This is a genomic window from Syntrophaceae bacterium, assembly GCA_013177825.1.
Taxonomy (GTDB): Bacteria; Desulfobacterota; Syntrophia; order Syntrophales; family PHBD01; genus PHBD01.
Genome location: JABLXX010000007.1, coordinates 99,455 through 123,316, shown reverse-complemented (window position 1 = coordinate 123,316; position 23,862 = coordinate 99,455). Strand labels below are relative to the sequence as shown.

Sequence of the window (23,862 nt, the reverse complement as noted above, 5' to 3'; positions counted from 1 at the left end):
TTCCGGAGCTGATCCTTGCAAGAAGCCGGGCCGTGGCTGATTCCGGCTTCAGGACGGGGAGGAACCATGGAGATCACCACCCGCAAGGAAAAAGATACGGTTGTTGTTTCCGTCCGCGGCCGGATGGACGCCCTTTGTGCTCCGGATTTCGACCGGGCCCTGGAGTGTTTCCTGGAAGAGGGAGCGAGCCGTTTCGTCATCGACTTCAGTGCCCTCGAGTACATCAGCAGCGCCGGCCTCCAGTGCATTCTGGCGGCGGCCAGGCAACTCGAGGAAGGGAAAGGGGAAATCTTTCTGGCCGATCTGAAAGGACCTGTCCGGGAAGTCTTTGAGATATCCGGCTTCGATACTCTTTTCCCGATCTATGATACGGTGGAAGCTGCATTGAACCCCGGCTGACGGCCTTCTGCCGGGCATTCGGATTCTGTATGCCGTCCATGAAACAACCTGCAACACTGGATTCCCTTCGGCCGTTCATGGCTTTTGTGTCGAACTGCCTGGTCCTGCGGGGCTTCCATCCCCACCGGGCAAGCGAGATTGAGCTAGCGGTGGAAGAGGCCCTGGTGAACATTTTTCGATACGCCTACCCTGAACGTCCCGGCGATGTCGAGGTCCGCTGCCGGGTTACGGCTGACCGGCAGCTCGTCATCGAAATCGAGGACGAGGGCGTTCCCTTCAATCTTCTGTCCATTCCCGATCCCGAATTATCCACGGAAATCAGCCGGCGTAAAGTCGGCGGACTCGGCATCTACTTCATTCGGAAGATGATCGACGACATTCGCTATCGCCGGGAAAAAGACCACAATGTCCTGACTCTGGTCGTCTCCCCGGAGAAGCCGGCCCCGTTCGCGGGCGAACCGGGATGCCGTCATTCCGGTCAACCCCTGTAGACCCGGAAGGAGCACCCATGGATGACCAGCGGAAGGTCCGTGTGGAGAAATATCTTCGGGAGTCGGTCCTCAACGATGTGGTCGAACTGGAGAAAAGGGTATGGAACCGGGAAGGGTACCGGGAAGTGAACGCACCGATGCTGTATTTCGAACTGGCCTACCTGACCAACGGGCTCGTTCTGACGGCGTTCGACGAGGGGATTTACCCGGAGGAGGAGCGGCGGCAGATGGCCCGGGAGGATTCCTGGTACGCCCAGGACCGGCCTATCGGATTCCTGGTGTGCTTTGCCGATTTCGACAAAAAGGGGCCGTTCTGGTACGGGGCCCGAATGGGCGTGGACCGGCTCTACCGGGACAAGAACATCGGAGAGGAACTGGTCAGCGTCCTTTACGAGTGCGCCAAGGAGCGGGGTATTTCGCGGATCCGCTGGACCTACGATCCGCTTGTCTCGCGGAACGGTTATATCTATATTCACCGCATGGGTGCCATCGTGCGGGAGATCGGGTTCAACTATTACAGCGCCGTCTTCACGAGCGACGAATTCAACCGGGCCATCTCAACGGACCGTTTCATCGTGGAGTGGCTCATCCAGACCGACCGTGTCCGCGAGCGGATCGAGCGGGGCATTCTGCCGGCCCTGGACGACACCTCGGAGATGACGGAAGAGAACATCGTCAACGCCATTGACCTGGACGAGGACGGGCTGGAGTGCCCCGGCGGGAAAACCCTCTTTCATCTCAACACGACCCCCCTGTTTGTGGAAATTCCCTACAACCAGGACAGGATCCTGAAGCAGGACCGCACCAAGGCCCAGCGTCTTCGTGATTATTGCCGCGCCCTGTTCATGCATTATCTGGCCAGGGGGTATATGGTCCGCGGATTCGTGGTTCGAAAGGAAGCCGACGGCCGGAGACGGCCCTTTTACAGGCTGGAACGTGAGTTGCGCTGGAAGACACTGAACATCTAGGGAGACGGCATGGGGGGATCCTCCCGTCGATGGATCCCACGGCCCGGAACGCCGGAAGGCGAATGACACGGAGATTATCGAGAGCAGGCAACCGGTGAAATTAAAAATACCCATCCGCACCAAGCTTCTCCTCGCCTTTCTGGGTTTGCCGGTGATCTCTCTGATGATCTTCGGCTATTTCGCATTCGGGGATATCCAGCAGATCGGGAACTACGCCCTGGATAGCAGTGCAGCCCTGGGGGACCGGGCCGCCAGTGACAGCGCCAAGGCCCTGGAAGAACTTGGAGAAGGCATTATCACACAGAAGGCGGCGGATGTAGCCCTTCAGTGCCGCATCTATCTGGACGCACATCCCGGCATCCGGCTGGATGAACTCAGAAAAAGGCCGGATTTTCAGAAAATCGCCGTCCAGTCCGTTGGGAAAACCGGTTATACTCTGGTCTTCGACCGCGAAACGGGGATGATGAGATTTCACCCCAATCCGGAGGTTGTTGACTTCGATCTTCGTCAGTGGCGGGACAAACTTCCCGATTTCTGGAAAATCTTCGAGAAGACCTTCGACGGGTCCTCCAACAGCGGCTACTACGACTGGCCCGACCTGGACGGCAGGATCCGGCGTAAATTCATGTCCATCGTGCCCGTTCGGGATTCCATGTTCATGGTCGCTGCGACAACGTATATCGACGAATTCTCCATCCCGGTAAAGGAAACAAAGAAGCGGATCGACGCGACGACCCATCAGATCAAGGAGCATGTCAATGAGACCCTGGACGATATCTATCGGAACTTCTTTGCGTTCCTTCTTTTCCTGATGCTTGTGGTCCTCGGCGTCGCCGTTTTCATCTCCCGCACGATTACCCGGCCCGTCCTTTCCCTGATCCGTGGCGTGAAAGCCATCGGGCGCGGAGAGATTGACCATCGGGTGGAGGTGCAGACAGGGGATGAGATGGAGGAACTGGCCGCGGCATTCAACCGGATGACCATGGACCTGCGGGAGCATATGTCGGAGCTGAAGCAGACCACGGCTGACCGGGAAGGCCTTCTCAAGGAACTGGAAATCGCCCGGGGAATCCAGCAACGGCTGATTCCGGAGCGGGCGCCCCGTATTCCGAATATTGATCTGGCAGCCAACAATATTCCGGCGAGGGAAGTCGGGGGTGATTTTTACGACTTCATCCCCGTTCTGGATGATTTGTGGGGGGTCGTCATCGCCGACGTATCCGGCAAGGGAATGCCGGCGGCCATGTTCATGGGGCTGTCCAGGACGGTCGTCCGGGCCAGCGCCACGGGAACGCTTGATCTGGCACACGCCATCCGGCAGGCCAACGAACTGATCTGCCGCGATTCCACGTCCGGTATGTTTGTCACTCTGTTTTATACGGTTGTCGAGCCGGGTCCGAAGCTCCGTTATGTGAACGCCGGCCACAACCCTCCGCTCCTGCTGCGGAGTGGGTCGGAGGAACCGGGCTGGCTGAAGGCCCGGGGCATTGCCCTGGGGGTGAAAAGGGACATCCATGTGCAGGAAATTGGACTGCCGCTGTCGGATGGAGATCTGGTGGTTCTGTACACCGATGGCGTTACCGAAGCGGTCAACGAAAACGACCAGCCCTTCGGCCTCGACCGGCTGGTCCGGGTCGTTCGGGAAAACCGGGATTTGTCCGCCGGGGAGATCATCATGAAAATCCAGGACGCCGTCATTGCGTTCGCCGGTGGGAGGCCCCAATTCGATGATATCGCCCTTGTCGTTCTTAAAGTCGTATAAATAGACGACGATCTCCACACCTTTGCGCGCCCAGTCGGCGCCCCTGAAACGTTTCCTCTTGTTTTTCAACGGTTATTAGAGTAAAAAATGGGCATATTTTCAGGGCAATTGTCTTTGAGAATAAGGAATGCCGATGAAGGATCGCTCAAACCAGTTGGCCAACCTGTTGGACATTGAGGATCACGATGCCGTCATCGGAGAGATCCGGCTCATTGCCTCTCTTTCCTTTCCCCAATTTGACCATGGGCTGCTCGATCGGGCTTATGGAGATATCGTCCGGCTTTTCAGCGGGGAATATCCAGGCTATCGCCACTCGAACGTAGATTACCATGACCTGAGTCATACCATGGCGGTCACCCTGGCCGTCACCCGTCTGATGCACGGGGCCATTGAAGCAGGTCATTCCTTCACGGAGAAGGAATTCAACATCGGTCTCGTCTGCGGGCTGATGCATGATACCGGCTATATCCAGAGAAGTGGCGATACGGAGGGAACCGGGGCAAAATACACGCTTGTTCACATCAACCGGAGCATCGAGTTCATGGTGCAATACTACCGGAACAACCCCATATTCCGGGAGGAACTGCCCTTCTTCAGCGATATCCTGCAGTGTACCGGCCTCAACACCAAGATCGGAGAAATTCAGTTCCGCAACGATAGCATCAAACTCCTGGGGCACATGCTGGGCACGGCGGATCTTTTGGGACAGATGGCCGATCGCCATTACCTGGAAAAACTGCTGGATCTTTATGCCGAGTTTATTGAAGCCGGAATCACGGCCTATTCGAGCCAGCTGGACCTGCTGGAGAAGACTCGGGGATTCTTTCAGATGACCCGGGAGCGGTTCCGGGAGGAACTGGGGGACGCGTATCTTTACAGTCGCTACCATTTCCGGAAACGATGGAATATCGATGAAGATCTTTACATGAAAAGCATAGAAAGGAACTTGAACTATCTGGACTATCTGGTGACTCACCGCCGGGACGAGTATGAGAAACACCTTCGCAGAATGCTCGTCAAGAGGGTGCAGAACTGACATGTCAGCCTGATCTCTTCTCCCGGATGAGAAAAGGCTTGCTTTATCCATATCGATGGGATAGAAGGCGACTCCGTTTTTTGGGGACAGACTCCTTGTCCGGGCGTCCTGCCCGGGCTGAAAAGCCGTGAGGAGGTAAATGAAATTGAGGAGATATGAGACAGTTTTCATCATCCATCCGGACCTGAACGACGAGGAAGCAACCGTGCTGACGGATCGCTATTGCGATATCATCGCGGCCTACAAGGGTGTTCTGGTCAAGGTGGACCGTTGGGGAAAGCGCAAGCTTGCGTACCTGATTCGCAAGCAGTCCAAAGGGACTTACGTCCTCCTGGATTATGCCGGGTCGAGTGCCGTCGTTTCCGAAATGGAGCGGAACTTCAAGATCGACGATCATGTCCTGAAATACATGACGATCCTGAAGAACGAGAACGTCAGCCTGAAGGATCTGGAGAAGGAAGTTGCCCAGAGCAAGGAAAAGGCTGCGGATTCGACAGGGGAATCGTCGGGGGCTCCTTCCGAGACAAGGGCTCCGCTGACGGTCGTTTCACCGGCATCATCGCAGGCTCAACCGGCGGCTCAGCCTACAGCTCAGCCTGCAGCTCCGCCGGCAGCCAAGGATCAGGGGGGGGAGTAAAGCCATGGCACATCCATCATCCGGAAGCCGGCCGTCCAGGCCGCACAAGAAGTTTTTCCACCGGCGCAAATTCTGCCGCTTCTGTACGGACTCCAATATTCAGATCGATTACAAGAATCCCTCCATCCTGCGGGACTTTGTCACCGAGCGGGGCAAGATCATGCCCAGAAGAATCACCGGGAACTGCGCCGGCCACCAGCGTGAGCTTACCGTGGCCATCAAGCGGGCCCGGACGCTGGCTCTCCTCCCGTTTGCGGTTCGAGAGGGCTGACGTCGGTCTCAGCCGGACTGACTGTCGGCCGGCAGAACGGGTCGTATGGAACGGGCGTTTTCCGGCTGCAGGCGGAAGGCTTGGGGAGGCGGTCTTGGAGGGAGTGCGTTGTTTGCAGGTTTTCTCTGGACCACGCTGGTCTATCTCGCCGCCTTTTTCCTGCCCTTTGCCGGATCGTTCCTGATCCCCCTGATGCCCCTGCCCGTCTTGTACCACTATCTGCTGAAGGGCCGGAGGCAGGGCCTGATCATCCTGGCCCTGTCGTGGAGTATCGTATTCGGCGCACTGCTGTTGGCGGGTGCGGAATCGTCGATGCCCCTTTTCCTTCTGACGGGCCTGGCTGGCGTTGTCCTGGGAGAGCTCCTGGGAAGAAGCCTCTCCCTTGAGAAGGTTGTCCTTTATCCGGTCCTGGTTTTCTTCACGACGGGCTGTCTTGTTTTTATCGTTCATGGCCTTCTGACGGGCCAGGCGCCGTTTGCTGTTCTGGAAGCCTATGTAGCCGCAGGTATTCAAGATAACCTCCGGGTTTACGGGATGCTGAGCCTGTCCCCGGAGCAGATCCAGGACATCCGGGATCAACTGCCGGAACTCATCCGCTTCTTCTCCTCCGTTGTTCCGGCTTTTGCCATCGTAATGGCGACCCTCGTTCTCTGGCTCAATGTCCTGGCCGGCGGTTTTCTGATCCGGCAGCAGGGGGGAGCGTATCCCGATTTCGGCGATCTGACTCTCTGGAAGGCCCCGGAACGGACCGTGTGGTTTCTGATCGCCGCCGGTGGAGCATTGCTGGTGCCGGCCGATCCGGTCCGACAGGTCGGGCTGAACGTTCTGATTCTATGCCTGTTCGTCTACCTGTTTCAGGGGTTGGCCATCGCTGCCTGTTTTTTTGAGCGGAAGAGGATTCCACTGTTTTTCCGCTATCTTTTTTACGGGCTGGTTTTTGCCCAGCAGTATGTGGCCCTGACCCTGGCGGTCCTGGGGCTGCTCGACCTGTGGGCGGACCTGCGAAAATACATCGGCGAACGGGGTGGTCCTTCGTGACGACACGGGTTTGATTTGCAATACCGGGAAGCGATACTATCCAGAAAAAGGAGCATGAACCATGAAGGTGATTCTGAAGGAGAATGTGGATTCCCTGGGCAAGGTCGGGGAAACAGTCAAGGTATCCGACGGATATGCCAGGAACTTCCTGATTCCCAAAGGACTTGCCGTGGAGGCGAGTTCGAAGAACGCGAAATCGGTCGAAGACGAGCGGCGGCGCATCCTGCAGAAAGCAGAGAAGGATCGCCGGAAGGCCCAATCCATGGCGGATCGCCTGGCCGGCGTTACGTTTGTCGTTCGGCGCCGGGTGGGCGAGCAGGAGAAGCTGTTCGGTTCTGTGAACACGAAGGACATCGAGCAGTGCGCCGTTGACATGGGGGTGGAGCTGGAGCGGAAATGGATCCTCCTGGAGGAGCCCATCCGGGAACTGGGAACATTTCCGGTCAAGATCAGGCTCCCCGGAGGAGTGAACGCTGAAATCACCGTTTCCGTCGAGGCGGAAATGGAATCCTGAACGTATCATCCATGAGGGCCATGAAAGACATTGACGCCTCCCTGCATCGGATTCCTCCCCAGAACCTGGAAGCGGAGCAATCCATTCTCGGAGGGATTCTCCTGGATAATCATGCCCTCAACCCGGTGCTCGAGGTTCTGGACTTCAAGGATTTCTACAGCGAGGCCCACCGGAGGATCTTCAAGGCGATCGTGGAGCTGTCGGACCGCAACGACCCGGTCGACCTGATCACGCTGAGCAATCTGCTCAAGGAAAAGAAACAGCTCGATCCGGTCGGGGGAACGGCATATCTCGCCTCTCTCGTGGACAATGTGCCCTCGGCCGCCAATGTCGCTTTTCACGCCCGGATCGTCAAGGAAAAGGCCATCCTTCGAGGGCTGATCGGGACCGCCACCGAAATCCTGGGCAAGAGCTATGACGCCTCGGCGGACGTCGACCAGGTCCTCGACGAGGCGGAACACGCCATCTTCGAAATCTCGGAGAGGAAAATCAGACCCACCTTCTGGCCGTTCAAAACCATCATCAAGGAAAGCATCCGGACCATTGAGAAGCTTTACGAGCGCAAGGAACTGGTTACGGGCGTTCCGACGGGCTTCGAGAGGATCGACGAGCTGACCTCGGGTTTGCAGAAATCGGACCTGATTATTGTTGCCGGGCGCCCCAGCATGGGCAAGACGGCCTTCGCCCTCAACATCGCCCGCAACGCCGCCACCCTGTCCGGGGTGCCCGTGGCGGTGTTTTCCCTGGAGATGTCCAAAGAGCAGCTGGCGCTCCGGATGCTGGCGTCCGAAGCCAAGGTCGATTCGCAAAGGATCCGCAAGGGATTCCTGGGGGAAACGGATTGGCCGAAGCTCATCGCAGCTGCAGGTCAATTGTCGGAAGCGCTGATCTTTATCGATGACACACCCGCCCTGAGCGTTCTGGAGATGAAGGCCAAGGCGCGGCGGCTCAAGGCGGAAAACGGCCTGGGGCTTGTGATCCTGGATTACCTTCAGCTCATGAAAGGCGGCGGATCCAGGGATTCGCGGGAGCAGGAGATCTCGGAGATCAGCCGTTCCCTCAAGGCCCTGGCCAAGGAACTCTCCGTGCCCGTTATCGCGCTGTCCCAGCTGAATCGAAAGGTGGAAGACCGGACGAATCGCCGGCCCCAGATGGCTGACCTGCGGGAGTCCGGAGCGATCGAGCAGGATGCCGATGTGATTGCCTTCATCTACCGTGACGAGGTGTATAACCGGACGGAAGACAATCCCGAGAAGGGCATTGCGGAGATCATTATCGGCAAGCAGCGGAACGGCCCCACCGGGACCGTGAAGCTGGCCTTCCTGGAAAAATACACCTGCTTCGAGAATCTGGCCCGCTCCGAAGGGGCTGTATGATGCAACGATCCGTTCTTGCCGATGGTTATCCGCAGCGGGCCTGCGGCATCCCCGGCGTATTTAAGAAATCCGGATTAGCAGGCCTTTTCAGCATGTCCGGCTGCCGGTCAACCGGAATCCCGATCCGTCAGGCGTGTTTGTCGCTTCGTCGATGGACGGAGAACGGGGGGAAAACGGTGGGCGGTCGTCTTTCGACGGCCCGCTAGTTGCCCAGAAGAGGGGGATCGGTTCCGAGGTAGGGAAGTGCTGTTGCCAGCTTCTTCAGGGCCTGCTTCTCGATCTGGCGTGCTCTCTCCCGGGTGATGTGGTATCGGTTTCCGATTTCCTGAAGGGTCTCCGGATTGTCCGCCATGACCCGATGGCGGATGATGTAGCTTTCCTTTTCGTTGAGCGCGGCCATCGCTCCGGCGATGTTCTTCCGCGCCAGTTCCATTTCCTCTTTCTTGATCAGTGAAATCTCCTGGTCATCCCCGTCATAGGTCAGGTAATCCAGGTGCGACACCTCCCCGTCGTCGCTGATCGTCGCGTCCAGGGAGAGGTCGCGGTGACTCAGCCGCAGGTCCATCTGCTCGATGTCGATCTCCTTCACCCCAAGGGATTCGGCGATTTCCGCAAACTCCGGGTTTTTCTGGGAGAGAGCTTCGAGCTTCTTCTTTGCCTGGCCAAGTTTGAAGAACAGTTTGCGCTGGGCCTGAGTCGTTCCGATTTTGACGACGCTCCAGGTCTTGATGATGTAATTCTGGATGTAGGCGCGGATCCACCAGACGGCATAAGAGATGAGGCGGTATCCCCGATACGGATCGAATTTCTTGACGGCATGCATCAGGCCGATGTTTCCCTCCTGGATGAGGTCGGCCAGTTTCATGCCGTAATTCCTGTATTCATGAGCGATTTTGACAACGAACCGAAGATTGGACACGACCAGATGCTGGGCCGCCTCCATGTCGTTGTATTTTCGGAAACGGACGGCCAGCCGGAATTCCTCTTCCGGAGTCAGGAGCTCAAACTGATTGATCTCCGAGATGTATCGATCAAGGGTTCCCGTCAGGGTGGGAAGTTCCAAGTGTCCTCCTGCAAAACATTGATATCATGTTAAAATATCCTGTAGATGGGACCCCTGTCAAGCGTTTTGTATCCGGTCGCGTCCTTGACAGGAAGAGGCTTTGTGCTTAATTTAACGCCGATTTTGGATGAAAGGTGATGCCATGAATTCAATCAGCCAGATTATTCTCGAAGCAGCCTGCAAGATAGCCAAAGAGGCGGAAGCGAAAGCGATGCTTCTGTATTCCGACCTGGTGGACCACATGCCTATTTCCGAAAAAGGAGAGTGCTGTTACGACCTGATCGTCGTTACCCGGGGGGATGAAGAGATCCCCGAGCACATCCGGAACAGGAGCATCCTGATCAACGTGCCCGACGTCAAGCTGACCCGCCTCGGCCAGATCAAGATCGCCATCACCAAAGGGATCGCCATGGGCATTTTCCAGAAGGGGGACAAGGTTGTGTGCCTCAGCGGGGTATCCCGCTTCGGGTATGCCGACAGCCTGTTCGTCATCGACGTGGGGAAGGAATTCGAGATCCTCACCTCCGAAAACATGACGGGACTAACCGAAACGGTTTATCCGGAAGTCTTCGGCACCGTTCTGAATCTGGCTCTGGAACTGGCCGCCCAGGGAAGGGAAGGCCGGAAAGTGGGAACCATCTTTATCCTGGGGGATCACGAGCGGGTGCTCCAGCTTTCCCGGCAGATGATCATCAACCCCTTCATGGGCTATGCCGAGGAACAGAGGAATATCCTGAATCCGGACCTCAAAGAGACGATCAAGGAATTTTCGGCCATCGACGGGGCGTTTGTGATCCAGGACAACGGTGTTCTCGTCACGGCGGGGAGACACCTGAGCGCGGCTCTGGAAGGCAAAGATTTTCCTCATGGACTCGGAAGTCGCCATATCGCGGCGGCCGGCATCACGAGCATTACCGATGCGATTGCCATCGTTCTGTCCGAATCATCGGGCAACGTGACGATTTTCAAAAGAGGCAAGATCCTCGTTAGCATTGAAAAGCCCACAGAATAGGAAAGGCAGTATCGCCGGGGGCTTCGGGAAGCCGCCGGCCTGTCCGGTCAATTGGAAAAAGGGAACCCGGATACGAAGGATGTTTCCCGGCTGCTTCCCGCGCGGATAAAGCGATCGGTTGAATAAGCATAGCGGAGGTTGTCATGCGTTTCGACAAATTCACCCTGAAAGCCCAGGAGGCCCTGCAGGACGCGCAGACCCTGGCCCAGAAGAGCGGCCACCAGGCCGTGGAAGTGGAGCATCTCCTCCTGACTTTGCTCCGGCAGACGGAGGGAGTCGTCGGGGAGATCCTGGGCAAGCTCGGCGCCGATGCCGGGAAACTGGAGAAGGATCTCGACCGGGCTCTGCAGAAGATCCCAAGAGTGGAGGGGGCGGGAAGAGGACAGACGTACCTTTCCCCCCGGCTGGGCCGGGTTCTGGATCAGGCGGTGTCCGAAGCGGCGCGCCTGTCCGACGAATACGTGAGCGCCGAGCACATCCTGGTCGCCATGACGGAGGAAAAGGAAGGGGCAACGGCGGGTATATTGAAGGATCAGGGGATCTCGCGGGACAGCATCTTTAAAGTCCTTGTGAATATCCGGGGAAACCAGCGCATCACCGATCCCAATCCGGAGGAAAAATACCAGGCCCTGAAGCGCTACGCCCGAGATTTCAACGAGCTGGCCAGAAAGGGGTCCTTCGATCCGGTCATCGGCCGGGACGACGAGATCCGTCGCATCATGCAGGTCCTGTCCCGCCGGACGAAGAACAACCCGGTCCTCATCGGAGAGCCCGGGGTCGGCAAGACGGCCATCGTCGAAGGCTTGGCCCAGCGGATCGTCAACGGCGACGTTCCGGAAAACCTGAAGGACAAGCGCGTTGTCGGCCTCGACATCGGAGCCCTCGTCGCCGGCGCGAAGTACCGCGGCGAGTTCGAGGAGCGCCTCAAGGCCGTACTGAAGGAAGTCATCGCGGCTGAAGGGGAGATCATCCTTTTTATCGACGAGATCCATACGGTGGTCGGCGCGGGGGCGGCGGAGGGGTCCGTGGACGCTTCCAACATGCTCAAGCCCGCCCTGGCCCGGGGCGAGCTCCGCTGCGTCGGCGCCACGACCCTCAACGAGTACCGGAAATACATCGAAAAGGACCCGGCCCTGGAGCGCCGCTTCCAGCCCATTCTGGTGAAGGAGCCTACCGTGGAGGACACCATCGCCATCCTCCGGGGACTGAAGGAGCGCTATGAAGTCCATCACGGGGTCCGGATCAAGGACGATGCCCTCATCGCCGCGGCGACCCTGTCGAACCGCTACATCAGCGACCGGTTTCTGCCCGACAAGGCGGTGGACCTGGTCGACGAGGCGGCCTCACGCCTGCGGATCGAGCTGGACAGCATGCCCGCCGAGATAGACGCCATCGACCGCCGGGTCATCCAGCTCGAGATTGAGCGTCAGTCCCTGAAGAACGAGACGGATCCGACGGCGGTGGAGCGAAGGGAAAAGATCGACCGGGAACTGGCGGACCTGAATGAGTCCATGGACCGGATGAAGCTCCACTGGAGCGCCGAGAAGGAGGCGATCAAGCAGATCCAGACGATCAAGAGCCAGATCGAACAGCTCAAGCTGGAAGAGGCGGATGCCCAGCGGTCGGGAGACCTGGCGAAGGCGGCAGAGATCCGCTACGGCCGCCTGGTCGAGCTCAACGGCGAGATTCAGAAGGAGCAGACACGGCTGGAAGAGGCCCAGAAGGGCGAGCGGATGCTGAAGGAGGAGGTGGACGCGGAGGACGTGGCCGAGGTCGTGGCCAACTGGACGGGGATTCCCGTGTCCAAGATGCTCGAGACGGATGTCCACAAGCTGGTCCACATGGAAGAGCGGTTGCGTCTCCGGGTCGTCGGCCAGGACGAAGGCGTTGCCGCCGTTTCCAGCGCCCTGCGGCGTGCCCGTTCGGGCCTTCAGGATCCGAACCGGCCCATCGGCTCCTTCATCTTCCTCGGTCCTACCGGCGTTGGCAAGACCGAGCTGGCCCGGGCCTTGGCAGAGTTCATGTTCGACAGCGAGCAGGCCATGATCCGGATCGACATGTCGGAGTATATGGAAAAACATTCCGTGGCCCGACTGATCGGGTCGCCGCCCGGATATGTCGGCTATGACGAAGGAGGGCAGCTGACCGAGGCGGTCCGGCGCCGTCCCTACGCCGTTCTCCTGTTCGACGAGATCGAGAAGGCGCACCCGGACGTATTCAACGTGCTGCTCCAGATTCTCGATGACGGGCGTTTGACCGACGGTCACGGCCGGACGGTCGATTTCAAGAATACGGTCGTGATCCTGACGTCCAACGTGGGGAGCCAGTGGATCCAGGACCCGAACATGAGCGAGGAGGACAAGAGGGCTCAGGCCATGGATGCGCTCCGGGCTACGTTCCGTCCCGAGTTCCTCAACCGGGTGGACGACATTATCATGTTCCGCGGGCTGGCTCTCGAGGACATCCGCCGGATCATCCTGATTCAGATCGGGCTGATCGTAAAGCGGCTGGAGGAGCGCAAGCTGACCCTCGAATTGACAGACCGGGCGAAAGATACTATAGCCGAGGCCGGATACAGCCCCGTATACGGCGCGAGACCGCTGAAGCGGGCGCTTCAGAAACTGTTGCTGGATCCGCTGGCCATGAAGATTCTGGAGGGGACGTTCCGGGAGGGCGACACCATCCGGGTGGACGCGTCCGAGGCCGGCGAGATCACCATGCAGAAACCGGAGACGAAAAAAAGGAGGTCCATATGAACTCGTTCCGAACAGCCCTCCTGCTGGGGGCGCTGACGGGACTCCTGATGCTCATCGGGGGATATTTCGGAGGGCGGGGCGGGGTTGTCCTGGCCTTCGTCTTTGCGATGGTCATGAACTTCGGAAGCTACTGGTTCTCCGACAAGATCGTCCTGAGAATGTACCGTGCTCAGGAGGTTACGGAAGCCCAGGCCCCGGAGCTCTATCACATGGTGAAGAACCTGGCCCTGAAAGCGTCCCTTCCCATGCCGCGGGTCTACATCATCCCGGGGGATACGCCCAACGCGTTCGCCACGGGCCGCAACGAGCAGCATGCCGTAGTGGCCGTGACGGAAGGGATCCTCCGGATTCTGAACAGGGATGAGTTGGAAGGGGTCATCGCCCACGAGCTGACCCATATCAAAAACAAGGACATTCTCGTCGGTTCCATCGCCGCGACACTGGCAGGGGCCATTGTCATGCTGGCCAACATGGCCCAGTGGGCGGCCATATTCGGCGGCGCCAGCCGGGACGACGACGAAGGGGGAGGGGGTATTCTCGGCCTGATCGCGATGGCCATCCTGGCCCCCATCGCCGCGACGATCATCCAGATGGCCATCTCCCGATCCCGGGAGTACCTGGCGGATGAAGGAGGAGCCAAGGTGTCCGGTAAACCGTACGGACTTGCGGGAGCCCTCGAGAAGCTCTCCCGGGCATCCCAGGCCGTTCCGATGGACGCCAATCCGTCAACGGCCCACATGTTCATTGTCAACCCCCTGACGGGGCGGTCCCTCATGAGCCTGTTCAGCACCCATCCGCCGATTGAAGAGCGGATTGCCAGGCTCCGCAGCATGAGGATTTCCTGAATTCGGTAGAGGACTTCCGGCGGGGCGGATATTTTACCGGGCCTCGCCGGAAGTCCTTTCCTATCGGAGGCATTCGCCATGACGGAAGAAAAGGAAGGAAAAGGTTTTGTGGTCCGGGATCGGCGCCTTTTCGACGAATCGGGAGCGCCGAAAGAAGAGACGGCCCCTCCGGAGGCTGCTCCCGCCTCCTCGGATGAACGGGCGGCCGCCGGTGACGAGTCTCCTCCCCGGCAGGAAACTCCCCGCGAAGAGCCCACTGCGGCCGATTCCCAAGGGGGGGAGGCCTCGTACCCGGAAGTCTCGTTTGCCGGCTTCGTCGTTTCCCTGAGCACGTCGGTTCTCTATCATTTCGGTGACATTCCCGACCCCGTGACCAACCGCACGGAGCGGAACCTGCCGGCGGCCAAGCAGTCCATCGACATCCTGGGGATGCTGCAGCGGAAAACGGAGGGCAACCTGGATGAGGGAGAAAAGGCCCTTCTGGACAGCGCGCTGTTTGAACTGCGGATGCGGTATGTGAAAGAGAGCGGCAGCCGATGATCCGGAGACTGTCTCCGGCCAAGGTGAATCTCGTTCTCCGGGTCCTGGGAAAAAGAGGGGATGGTTATCATGAGATTGCCTCCCTGATGCAGGCCATCAGTCTCCATGATGAACTGATCTTCCAGCAGAAGCCACAGGGCATCAAACTCCGCTGTCCCGGGAGCGACCTGCCGGAGGATGAGCGGAACCTGGTCTACCGGGCCGCCCGGGCCTTTTATTCCCGATCCGGCATCTCCGGGGGGGTGGAGATCGAGCTTCACAAACGGATTCCCATGGCCGCCGGATTGGGCGGCGGCAGTTCCAACGCCGCCGTCACCCTGTCCGTCCTGAATGAGCTTTATGGATATCCTCTCCCGGCAGATGAATTGAGCCGCCAGGCGGCTTCCCTGGGGGCGGATGTTCCTTTCTTCCTGTCAGGAAACCGTGCCTGGGCCTTTGGAATCGGCGAACGGCTCGAGCCGGCGGATCCCCTTCCTCCCTTTGACCTGGTTCTCCTTCATCCTCCCCTCGAAGTACCCACCGGACCGGTCTATCAGGGACTGAATTTGAGATTGACAAACAACCCTATCCATTATAGCATCCCGCGATTTTATACGATCTGTGACGTGGCGCAGGGTCTTTGGAACGATCTGGAGAGTGTGACCCTGAAGCGTCATCCGGAGCTTCGGGAACTTAAGAATCTCCTGCTTCGAAGAGGCGCTTTGGGTGCCCTGATGTCCGGCAGCGGTCCCACCGTCTTCGGCATTTTCGAAAAGGGAGAAGATGCCCGGAGAGCCGCGGCGGCCCTGACGGGATCCGGGAAATGGGACGTGTACACGGCCTGTTCACTGTGACTTCCTGTTGCCTTGTTGTCGTCCGCCGGTTCGACAGATCCCGGGTCCGGACATGCATGAAGGTCTGGATGGTATACTGGGGCGTCGTCAAGCGGTAAGACACAAGAATTTGGATCTTGCATACGGAGGTTCGAATCCTCCCGCCCCAGCCATGTTCATAACCGGTTAACCCATCGGGGAGCGATTCCCCGCCGATTGAGAGTCTATCATGCTGGAAAGAATCAGGGTTTTCTCCGGGAATGCCAATCCGGAGCTTTCCCAAAAAATCTGCAATCATTTGGGAGTTCCCCTCGGCAAGGCCCATGTCTCCACATTCAGCGATGGTGAGACGCGGGTGGAAATTGATGAAAATGTCCGTGGAATGGATGTTTTTATCATCCAGTCTACCTGTCCGCCGGTAAATCTAACCTGCATGGAACTGCTGATCATGATCGATGCCATGAAGCGGGCCTCGGCGGACCGGATCACAGCAGTCATCCCGTATTACGGATATGCCAGACAGGACCGGAAGGTGGCTCCCAGAGCCCCCATATCGGCAAAACTGCTGGCCGATCTCATTACGACGGCCGGCGCCAGCCGTGTCCTTTCCATGGACCTTCACGCCGGCCAGATCCAGGGTTTCTTCAATATCCCCGTCGACAACCTCTTCGCCACCCCCATTCTTCTCGATTATTTCAAAGAGCGCTATACGGATAACACCGTTGTTGTTTCGCCTGACACGGGGGGCGTCGAAAGGGCGAGGGCTTTTGCCAAGCGCCTCGGGGCGAGCCTGGCCATCATCGACAAGCGGCGGGACGGTCCCAATGAAGCGCAGGTAATGAACATCATCGGAAACGTTGAAGGAAAACGCGTCATCATCCTGGATGATATGATCGATACGGCAGGAACGGTTGTCCAGGGCTGCAACGCCCTGAAGGATGCCGGTGCCCTCGAAGTGGCGGTTTGCTGCACCCATCCCGTTCTTTCGGGTCCGGCCATCGAGCGAATCGAAAGCTCGTCGCTCAAGGAAGTGGTCGTCACCGACACGATCCCGCTTCATGAACGGGCGAGGGGATGCAGCCGGGTCCAGGTGCTTTCCGTGGCCAGGCTGTTAAGCGAAGCGGTGCGGCGGATTTACTATAACGATTCCATCAGTTCACTATTCATATAGCAGGAGGAAGTCATGGAAGTCATGGAGTTGAGGGCCGAGGCCCGGACAGGATCGGGAAAGGGGCCGGCCCGGCGTCTGCGCAGCCAGGGGAAGATTCCGGCCGTATTTTACGGCGGCGGGGCCGACTCCGTGCCTATCTCCGTCAATTCCCGCGATCTGCTGAAACTTTTGAAGACCGCGGAAGAGAATATCTTCGTGAAGCTGGTCATCCATGAAGCGGGGAATAAAGCGGAAAAACTGTCCCTGATCAAGGATCTTCAGATCGATCCATCCAGCCGGAAGCTATTCCACGCCGATTTCTGTGAAGTCAGCATGGACCACAAGATGACCTTTGACGTTTCTCTTCACTTCACGGGAACGCCAGTCGGCATTCAGGATGGCGGTGAGATGCTCCATCTCAAAAGAGAGGTGCGCGTCAGTTGCTTGCCCGGTTTGCTTCCTCAGTTCATCGAGGTGGACGTGACCGGTCTCAAGATCGGTGACTCCCTGAAGATTGCTGACCTCAAGGTCCCGGAAGGGCTCGTGCTGGTCGACGGCGAGGATACGGCCATTGTAACCGTTATGGCCCCGAGAGTCGCCGCAGCGGCCGAGACGGAGGCCGGCGAAGAAGGTACGAAAGAACCGGAAGTCCTGAAGCAGAAGGCGCGCGAGGAGTAAGGATCGGGGAATCCGATGAAGCTCATCGTGGGGCTGGGCAACCCGGGGGAGAGATACCGGTTCAGCCGGCACAACATGGGATTTCTGGTGATCGATGGGCTGGCCGACAGCGAGGAGATAACCCTCTCCCAGAAACGGTTCGAGGCGATTTACGGAAAGGGATTCATCGGTCCGTCGCCCGCCCTTCTCGCCAAGCCCCAGACGTATATGAACCTCAGCGGAATGTCTGTCCGCAGGCTCTTTGACTTTTTTAAAATCGACCTGGAAAACCTCATCGTCGTCCATGACGATCTTGACCTGCCCTTCGGAACCCTCCGCCTGAAAAAAGGGGGAGGTTCCGGCGGGCACAAAGGTTTGATCTCCGTCATACAATCCCTTGGGGAGGACGATTTTATCCGTGTTCGCATGGGGATTGGCAAGCCACCCCATAAAGGAATGGTGGAAGACTATGTTCTCCAGATTCTCCCCCGGGAGGAGGCGGAGAGATTGTCCGAGGTCATTACTGAAGCGGCGGAAGCCATTGGCTTGCTCGTGACGTCCGGACTTCCGGCGGCTATGAACAGGTACAATGGCAGAGCCAAGAAAAATTTTGAGGAAGAGGAGGTTTAATGATGCGTAAAGGTAAACGAAGTATTTTTTCCCTTACCTTGGCCATTGCGCTCATGCTTTTGTGCATGGCGCCTGCGGCCTTTGCCGGTGAGGCGGACATCAAGCTGCCTGACCTGAGCCAGGTTTCCTTCATGGCCGGCTCGCTGAGCGGCATGCTGATCCTGAACCTGGGTCTCGTTGTTTGCGTGATCGGTTTGATTTTCGGCTGGATGCAGTACGCCCAGACGAAGAATCTGCCGGCCCATCAGGCCATGCTGGATGTTTCCCAGACAATCTGGGAGACCTGCAAGACGTATGTTCTTCAGCAGGGTAAATTCTTGGCGGCGCTGTGGGTCCTGATCGGCGCCTGTATGGTTTATTATTTCGGCGTTCTGTCGCATATGGGCGCAATGGAAGTGATCGTCATTCTAGCTGCTTCCGTCCTGGGAATCCTGGGTTCCTATGGTGTGGCCTGGTTCGGCATCCGGATCAATACGGTGGCCAACTCCCGGGCTGCTTTCGCCTCCCTGAGCGGCGATCCCCTCAGCATCGTCAACATCTGTCTCCGGTCGGGCATGAGCGTGGGCCTGCTCCTGGTCAGCATCGAGCTCTTTTTCATGATCATCATCCTGGCCTACATCCCGGGCGAACTGGCCGGTCCCTGCTTCATCGGCTTCGCCATCGGTGAGTCCCTCGGCGCCTCCGCTCTCCGCATCTGCGGCGGTATCTTCACGAAGATCGCCGACATCGGCTCCGACCTCATGAAGATCATCTTCCACCTGCCGGAAGACGATCCGAAGAACCCCGGCGTCATCGCCGACTGCACCGGCGACAACGCGGGTGACAGCGTCGGTCCAACGGCGGACGGCTTCGAGACCTACGGCGTCACGGGCGTGGCCCTGATCGCGTTTTTGGCCCTGGCCCTGGCAGACAACCCCGCCATGGGCGGCAAGCTGGTCGTCTGGATCTTCGCCATGCGTATCCTCATGATCCTGACGTCCCTGGCCTCCTACTTTGTGAACGACGTCGTCAGCAAATCCGCCTTCAGCGGCAAGAAGGACTTCAATTTCGAGCACCCCCTGACCAACCTGGTCTGGATCACCTCGATCGTGTCGATCATCGTGACCTTCGGCGCCAGCTATCTCCTGCTGGCGGAACTCCCCCCGGTGGGTGACTCCATGGCTCTCTGGCTGGCCCTGTCCATCATCATCAGCTGCGGGACCATCGCCGGCGCGCTGATTCCCGAATTCACCAAGGTCTTCACCAGCACGAGTTCCCGTCACTGCGAGGAGTGCGTCAACGCCTCCCGCCAGGGCGGTGCTTCGCTGAACATCCTCTCCGGTCTGGTTGCCGGTAATTTCTCCGCCTTCTGGGAAGGCCTGACGATCCTGCTCCTCATGCTTGTTGCCTATCTCGTGTCCCAGGCACCCGCGGTCATGGCCATCCTGCCGGATGCATTCAAGTTTGCGGCCCCGGTCTTCGCGTTCGGTCTGGTGGCTTTCGGCTTCCTCGGCATGGGTCCCGTGACGATTGCCGTGGACAGCTTCGGCCCCGTTTCCGATAATGCCCAGTCCATCTACGAATTGTCCATGATCGAGTCCCGTCCCGACGCCAAGGAAGTAGTGAAGAAGCACTTCGGCGTCACCCCCGACTTCGAGCAGTCCAAGCACTTCCTCGAGTCCGGTGACGGCGCGGGCAACACCTTCAAGGCAACCGCCAAGCCGGTGCTCATCGGAACGGCCGTCGTCGGCGCCACCACCATGGTCTTCGGGATCATCATCCTCCTGGAGAAGATGTTCGGGAACGTCATCGCGAAACTCAGCCTCGTCCAGCCGGAGATCATCCTCGGTCTTCTCATGGGCGGCTGCGTGATCTACTGGTTCACCGGCGCCTCGATCCAGGCCGTCGTGACGGGTTCCTACCGGGCCGTTGTCTACATCAAGGAAAATATCGACCTCAGCAAGGCCGAGGCCTCCATCGAGGACAGCAAGGAAGTCGTCCGGATCTGCACGGTCTATGCACAGAAGGGGATGATCAACATCTTCATCGTCGTCTTCTTCATGGCCCTGGGTCTGGCCTTCTTTGATCCCTACTTCTTCATCGGCTACCTCATCGGGATCGCGTTCTTCGGGCTCTTCCAGGCCATCTTCATGGCCAATGCCGGCGGTTGCTGGGATAACGCCAAGAAGATCGTCGAAGTCGATCTCAAGATGAAGAATACGCCCCTCCACGAAGCGACCGTTGTCGGCGACACCGTCGGCGACCCCTACAAGGACACTTCGTCGGTCTCCATGAACCCCATCATCAAGTTCACGACCCTGTTCGGTCTGCTGGCGACGGAAATCGCCGTCACGATGACCAGCAAGGGAATGAAGCTTGGTCTAGCCTCGCTGTTTGTCGTCATCGCCCTGATTTTCGTCTACCGGTCCTTCTACGGAATGCGGATCTCGGCGGAGAAACTGGCCGATTGATGAGGGTTTAAGAGAATCCTGAGCAGATTCGGCAAGGCGCCCCGGATTCCGGGGCGCCTTTTTTATCGATATTGCGGGCAGAGTCTCAATTACAGTACCTCTTCGCCAGGGAGGCACCGATACTACACGTCAACTTGGTGATGGGGGCCCTTTCCGGCAAGGATTGTGTGGAAGCGGAGTGCGCCCCGTCTCGCGGGAGACGGACGGTTGAATGTCTGGAAGGAGAAACGTGAAACCGGTGTGAAGCAACGCAACGAGGCGGTCCTTCTTCTTCCGGTATCGGGTGCGGCCGGCCGGGGACAGATGTCAGGATGATACGGTTTCGTGGGGGTGGAGGATTCGCTCGATTTCCCGATTCAGTCTGTCAAAGCTGTACGGCTTTTCGACATATCCGGCGGCTCCCTTCTCAATGGTCGACGCCAGGGCGGCATCGGGAAGGCAGCCGCTGGAAATGACGATCTTCGCATCCGGTTTGAGATTCAGTAGTTCGATCATGCATTTGGCCCCTCCCATTCCGGGCATGATCAGATCCAGGACGACCAGGCCGATCCGGTCGCTGTGATCCCGGAAGATGTCGAGCGCTTTTTCCCCGCTGTCGGCTGTCAGCACATCATATCCGTAGTATTGAAGCATGTCCTGACCGATTTCGCGAAGGTTCTGATCGTCGTCGACGAACAGGAGCGTCGTTCCGGTTCCGGCAATGACCGAGGTCCCGGATTCTTCCCGTTGTTTGTACTCCGCCGCCTCTGTACAGTAGGGAAGATAAACCTGGAAGGTGGATCCCTTCCCGGGCTCACTGCTGCAAAGGATCGAACCTTCGTGATGCTTTACGATGCCGTACACGACGGACAGGCCGAGTCCCGTTCCCTTGCCCGCTTCTTTCGTGGTGAAAAAGGGCTCAAAAATGTGGTCCAGCGTCGTCTGGTCCATGCCAAAACCGCTGTCCTGAATGCTCATCCATACATACATGCCGGGTTTCAGGAATTTCATATCCGCTTCGTGAGGATCCTCCAGACGGACTACATCCGTACGGATTTTGATTGTTCCGCCCTCCGGCATGGCGTCCCGTGCATTGACGATAAGGTTCATGATGACCTGTGAAATCTGGACGGGATCCGCATGAACGGTACAGGGGCGCTCGGAAGGCACGAACTCGACGGCGATCATCTTCGGTATGGTTCGGTAAAGCAATTCGCAAAGGGAATGAATTTCTCCGTTCAGGTCGATCCGTTCCGGCCGGCTTTCCACCCGGCGGCTGAAGAACAGGAGCTGCCGAATCAGGTCTGCCGCCCGCTCTGTCAATTCGTGAATGCTTTCCAGGTGTTTCCAGTCTCCAGAGATTCCGTGGTTCCGCATGAGGATCTGGTTGTAGCCGCTCATGGCATGGATGATATTGTTGAAATCGTGGGCGATTCCGCCGGTCAGCGTGCCGATGGCTTCCATTTTCGACGCGTGATTGAGCTGCTCTTCCAGGCGGCGCTGTTCCGTAATGTCCTTCAGGGATCCGACGATTCCCTTTACGTTTCCTTCGGAGTTGAAATCCGGTGCGACGTTGGCAATGAACAGGCGCCCCCTTCCGGAGCGGTCCAGGATTTTGCCCGTGGCATCCCGCATGATGTACAGTCCGTCCCGGATTCTCTTGAACTGTTCGATGTAAAGCCGGTGATCCGCATCGCTCACAAAGTCCAGAAAAAATCTTCCCAGCACCTCCTCCGCCCGATGACCGAGGATCTTTTCCCAGGCGGGGTTAACATAGTTGATCCGCCCGTCCGAATCGAGGGTGAAGATGATATCCGGTGAGTTTTCACTGAGGTTGCGGAATCGTTCCTCGCTCTCCTTGAGGGATTGGTAGACCCGGCTGAGCCGGACGCTGAACGCGATGGAGGGGGCGATCCCCAGGAGGAGGTTCAGGTCGCTCTGGGTCAGGTTCCGCTTTGTCCGTTTGTTGTCTACGGCAAGAATTCCCTCCACCTCTCCCTCGTAGGCGATGGGGACACAGATGAACGATTGCACGCCCATTTCCCGTGCATATTCCATGCTTTTGGGAGAGAGATCTTTCCGGATCGAGTCGATGTCGTTGACGAGCAGCGGTTTCTGTTCCCGGAAACAGACCACGAAAGGTCCCCGGGAGGAGGGGCTGTTGGTAAAGAACGATTGTCCCATGAAAAAAAACTGCTGTTCCTCCGGAGTGTATCCGTAACCGTCTGCAAAAACGAGCTTGGTCTTGTTATCATCGGCGAGCAGGATGAGCCCCCGGTCGAAATCAAGCAACCCTTCCATGCTTTCCATGATTGTTCGCAGGAACTGGTTGGTCTGGAGCGTCTGAGAGGTTCCTTCGCCGATCTTCTGTACCAGAAGCAGACTCTTGTATGTCATGTTGATCCGGTCCATCAGATCGCCGGCGGTCTCTCCCTGTTTTTGCAGGCGATTCCGAAGTTCCCTGTTTTCCAGGTGCTTGACGAGCAGGGACAGGATGGATACGGCGGCGGCAAAAGTGAGGGACAGATTCAGCCAGCCCGGTGGCTCTGTTGCGGGGATCAGGGCTGCGACGATAATGAAGCCGATCAGAATGGCCCAGTTGCGGACCTGCTTCCAGAAGATGGCGGGCGGTCTTTTCCACGAGACAATGTAACGGCAAACAGGATCGCCCCGGTGAATGCAGGATGTGTGGTCGATCGAGGCATATTCTCCCGTGAACAACTGGCCGATCGCCTCCAGAGTGCCCATCCTGTTTGCGCACTGGTAAGGCTTTTCCCGGATGCCCTTGTTAGGACGCGCGATCACCTCGACCCGGTTCTTGTCGAGGTCTCTGGTCGAGACGGTGAACGATTTTGATGCCTGGCTGAATATTCTGCCCAGCATGCGGTAGGAACGTGCGGGGGTCATGAATCCCAGAGCCAGCCGCTGGACGTCGCCCGCCGCTGCGGACAGTGCGGTATACCGTCCGACTTTCCGCGGGAGATCATGGTCCTGCAGGATATCGAGGAGGGTTTCCTGGAATCGGTCCACCTGCTCCTGGGTAAACCAATGCCCCCGGTCTTCAATCTGTCCCGCTGTGATCCCCGCGGAATCGAGAACCGACTCGATATCTACATCCGGATTGTGCGCCTTCAGATATTCGATGTAACCTTTTGTAATCCGGCTGTTATAAAGGGGTTCGTCACTCATCGGTCCTTGAGGCTCACTTGTTGTCTCCTGCAGCATTGATGCGCGAATCTATATGATTTATTTTCGTTTTTCAACATGGAATTTTATGATGTGCTTTCGGAGGCTTGGCACGACCGGTTCGTCCGAGCCCGCGGGAGCGGAGGCGAGGGAGGTAAAATTGTAATAAGGTAATGAATACGAATATATAAAAATGTCCGACAGTCTAAAGAATTTCAGGCGGTCGTTCGATATGATATATAGAACACCAGAATTCAGGGATCTGCGATCAAAACGGTATCGACATGCAT

21 protein-coding genes and 1 tRNA gene are annotated in these 23,862 nt (G+C 57.9%); 20 read left to right on the top strand and 2 right to left on the bottom strand.

Features of this window, described 5'->3' with window-relative positions; genetic code table 11:
- Positions 1 to 66 precede the first annotated feature (66 nt).
- The 10 genes from HPY65_14920 (at position 67) to dnaB (ending at position 8,492) form a co-directional block, all read left to right on the top strand.
- Positions 67 to 399, top strand: a complete 333-nt coding sequence (locus HPY65_14920) for an STAS domain-containing protein (GenBank protein NPU85766.1) — start codon at positions 67 to 69, stop codon at positions 397 to 399.
- Positions 400 to 437: 38 nt separating this feature from the next.
- Positions 438 to 890, top strand: a complete 453-nt coding sequence (locus HPY65_14915) for an ATP-binding protein (protein NPU85765.1) — start codon at positions 438 to 440, stop codon at positions 888 to 890.
- Between the two features lie 17 nt (positions 891 to 907).
- A complete protein-coding gene (locus tag HPY65_14910) occupies positions 908 to 1,858 on the top strand; it encodes a GNAT family N-acetyltransferase (GenBank protein NPU85764.1) in 951 nt (316 codons plus the stop codon).
- Positions 1,859 to 1,952: 94 nt separating this feature from the next.
- On the top strand, positions 1,953 to 3,620 hold the full coding sequence (locus HPY65_14905; GenBank protein ID NPU85763.1) for a SpoIIE family protein phosphatase: 1,668 nt from the start codon (positions 1,953 to 1,955) through the stop codon (positions 3,618 to 3,620).
- Positions 3,621 to 3,753: 133 nt separating this feature from the next.
- Entirely contained in the window at positions 3,754 to 4,656 is a 903-nt protein-coding gene (locus tag HPY65_14900; protein NPU85762.1) for a hypothetical protein, read from the top strand.
- A gap of 139 nt (positions 4,657 to 4,795) precedes the next feature.
- Positions 4,796 to 5,293: a 30S ribosomal protein S6 gene (rpsF, locus tag HPY65_14895; GenBank protein NPU85761.1), complete on the top strand. Its 498-nt coding sequence runs from the start codon at positions 4,796 to 4,798 to the stop codon at positions 5,291 to 5,293.
- Between the two features lie 4 nt (positions 5,294 to 5,297).
- Positions 5,298 to 5,564, top strand: a complete 267-nt coding sequence (locus tag HPY65_14890) for a 30S ribosomal protein S18 (GenBank protein NPU85760.1) — start codon at positions 5,298 to 5,300, stop codon at positions 5,562 to 5,564.
- 108 nt (positions 5,565 to 5,672) lie between these two features.
- Complete coding sequence (locus tag HPY65_14885) at positions 5,673 to 6,602, top strand: YybS family protein (GenBank protein NPU85759.1); 930 nt, start codon at positions 5,673 to 5,675, stop codon at positions 6,600 to 6,602.
- Between the two features lie 61 nt (positions 6,603 to 6,663).
- Complete coding sequence (locus HPY65_14880; GenBank protein NPU85758.1) at positions 6,664 to 7,116, top strand: 50S ribosomal protein L9; 453 nt, start codon at positions 6,664 to 6,666, stop codon at positions 7,114 to 7,116.
- A 20-nt stretch (positions 7,117 to 7,136) separates the two neighbouring features.
- Positions 7,137 to 8,492, top strand: coding sequence for a replicative DNA helicase (dnaB, locus tag HPY65_14875; protein NPU85757.1), 1,356 nt, complete (start codon positions 7,137 to 7,139; stop codon positions 8,490 to 8,492).
- A gap of 202 nt (positions 8,493 to 8,694) precedes the next feature.
- Here dnaB and rpoH read toward each other — a convergent pair whose 3' ends face one another.
- The gene (rpoH, locus tag HPY65_14870; GenBank protein NPU85756.1) at positions 8,695 to 9,555 is read right to left on the bottom strand and encodes an RNA polymerase sigma factor RpoH; all 861 of its coding nucleotides are present in this window, start codon (positions 9,553 to 9,555) and stop codon (positions 8,695 to 8,697) included.
- A 142-nt stretch (positions 9,556 to 9,697) separates the two neighbouring features.
- Between rpoH and HPY65_14865 the strand changes: the two genes are divergently transcribed.
- The 10 genes from HPY65_14865 (at position 9,698) to HPY65_14820 (ending at position 20,407) form a co-directional block, all read left to right on the top strand.
- On the top strand, positions 9,698 to 10,567 hold the full coding sequence (locus tag HPY65_14865) for a hypothetical protein (GenBank protein NPU85755.1): 870 nt from the start codon (positions 9,698 to 9,700) through the stop codon (positions 10,565 to 10,567).
- A gap of 143 nt (positions 10,568 to 10,710) precedes the next feature.
- Positions 10,711 to 13,323 carry an ATP-dependent chaperone ClpB gene (gene clpB, locus HPY65_14860; GenBank protein NPU85754.1) on the top strand — a complete coding sequence of 871 codons (2,613 nt, stop codon included), beginning with the start codon at positions 10,711 to 10,713 and terminating at the stop codon, positions 13,321 to 13,323.
- Positions 13,320 to 14,168, top strand: coding sequence for a zinc metalloprotease HtpX (htpX, locus tag HPY65_14855; protein ID NPU85753.1), 849 nt, complete (start codon positions 13,320 to 13,322; stop codon positions 14,166 to 14,168). The genes clpB and htpX overlap by 4 nt, the downstream gene beginning before the upstream one ends.
- A gap of 78 nt (positions 14,169 to 14,246) precedes the next feature.
- Positions 14,247 to 14,708, top strand: a complete 462-nt coding sequence (locus HPY65_14850; GenBank protein ID NPU85752.1) for a DUF1844 domain-containing protein — start codon at positions 14,247 to 14,249, stop codon at positions 14,706 to 14,708.
- Complete coding sequence (gene ispE, locus HPY65_14845; protein NPU85751.1) at positions 14,705 to 15,541, top strand: 4-(cytidine 5'-diphospho)-2-C-methyl-D-erythritol kinase; 837 nt, start codon at positions 14,705 to 14,707, stop codon at positions 15,539 to 15,541. The genes HPY65_14850 and ispE overlap by 4 nt, the downstream gene beginning before the upstream one ends.
- 77 nt (positions 15,542 to 15,618) lie before the next feature.
- Positions 15,619 to 15,693 (top strand) — tRNA-Gln (locus tag HPY65_14840).
- Between the two features lie 56 nt (positions 15,694 to 15,749).
- Complete coding sequence (locus tag HPY65_14835) at positions 15,750 to 16,691, top strand: ribose-phosphate pyrophosphokinase (protein NPU85750.1); 942 nt, start codon at positions 15,750 to 15,752, stop codon at positions 16,689 to 16,691.
- Between the two features lie 12 nt (positions 16,692 to 16,703).
- Positions 16,704 to 17,348: a 50S ribosomal protein L25/general stress protein Ctc gene (locus tag HPY65_14830; GenBank protein ID NPU85749.1), complete on the top strand. Its 645-nt coding sequence runs from the start codon at positions 16,704 to 16,706 to the stop codon at positions 17,346 to 17,348.
- A gap of 15 nt (positions 17,349 to 17,363) precedes the next feature.
- Positions 17,364 to 17,957 carry an aminoacyl-tRNA hydrolase gene (locus HPY65_14825; GenBank protein ID NPU85748.1) on the top strand — a complete coding sequence of 198 codons (594 nt, stop codon included), beginning with the start codon at positions 17,364 to 17,366 and terminating at the stop codon, positions 17,955 to 17,957.
- Complete coding sequence (locus HPY65_14820; GenBank protein NPU85747.1) at positions 17,957 to 20,407, top strand: sodium-translocating pyrophosphatase; 2,451 nt, start codon at positions 17,957 to 17,959, stop codon at positions 20,405 to 20,407. The genes HPY65_14825 and HPY65_14820 overlap by 1 nt, the downstream gene beginning before the upstream one ends.
- A gap of 306 nt (positions 20,408 to 20,713) precedes the next feature.
- On the opposite strand, the gene HPY65_14815 is transcribed toward HPY65_14820, so the two are convergent.
- Positions 20,714 to 23,575, bottom strand: coding sequence for a PAS domain S-box protein (locus tag HPY65_14815; GenBank protein ID NPU85746.1), 2,862 nt, complete (start codon positions 23,573 to 23,575; stop codon positions 20,714 to 20,716).
- Positions 23,576 to 23,862: the final 287 nt, after the last annotated feature.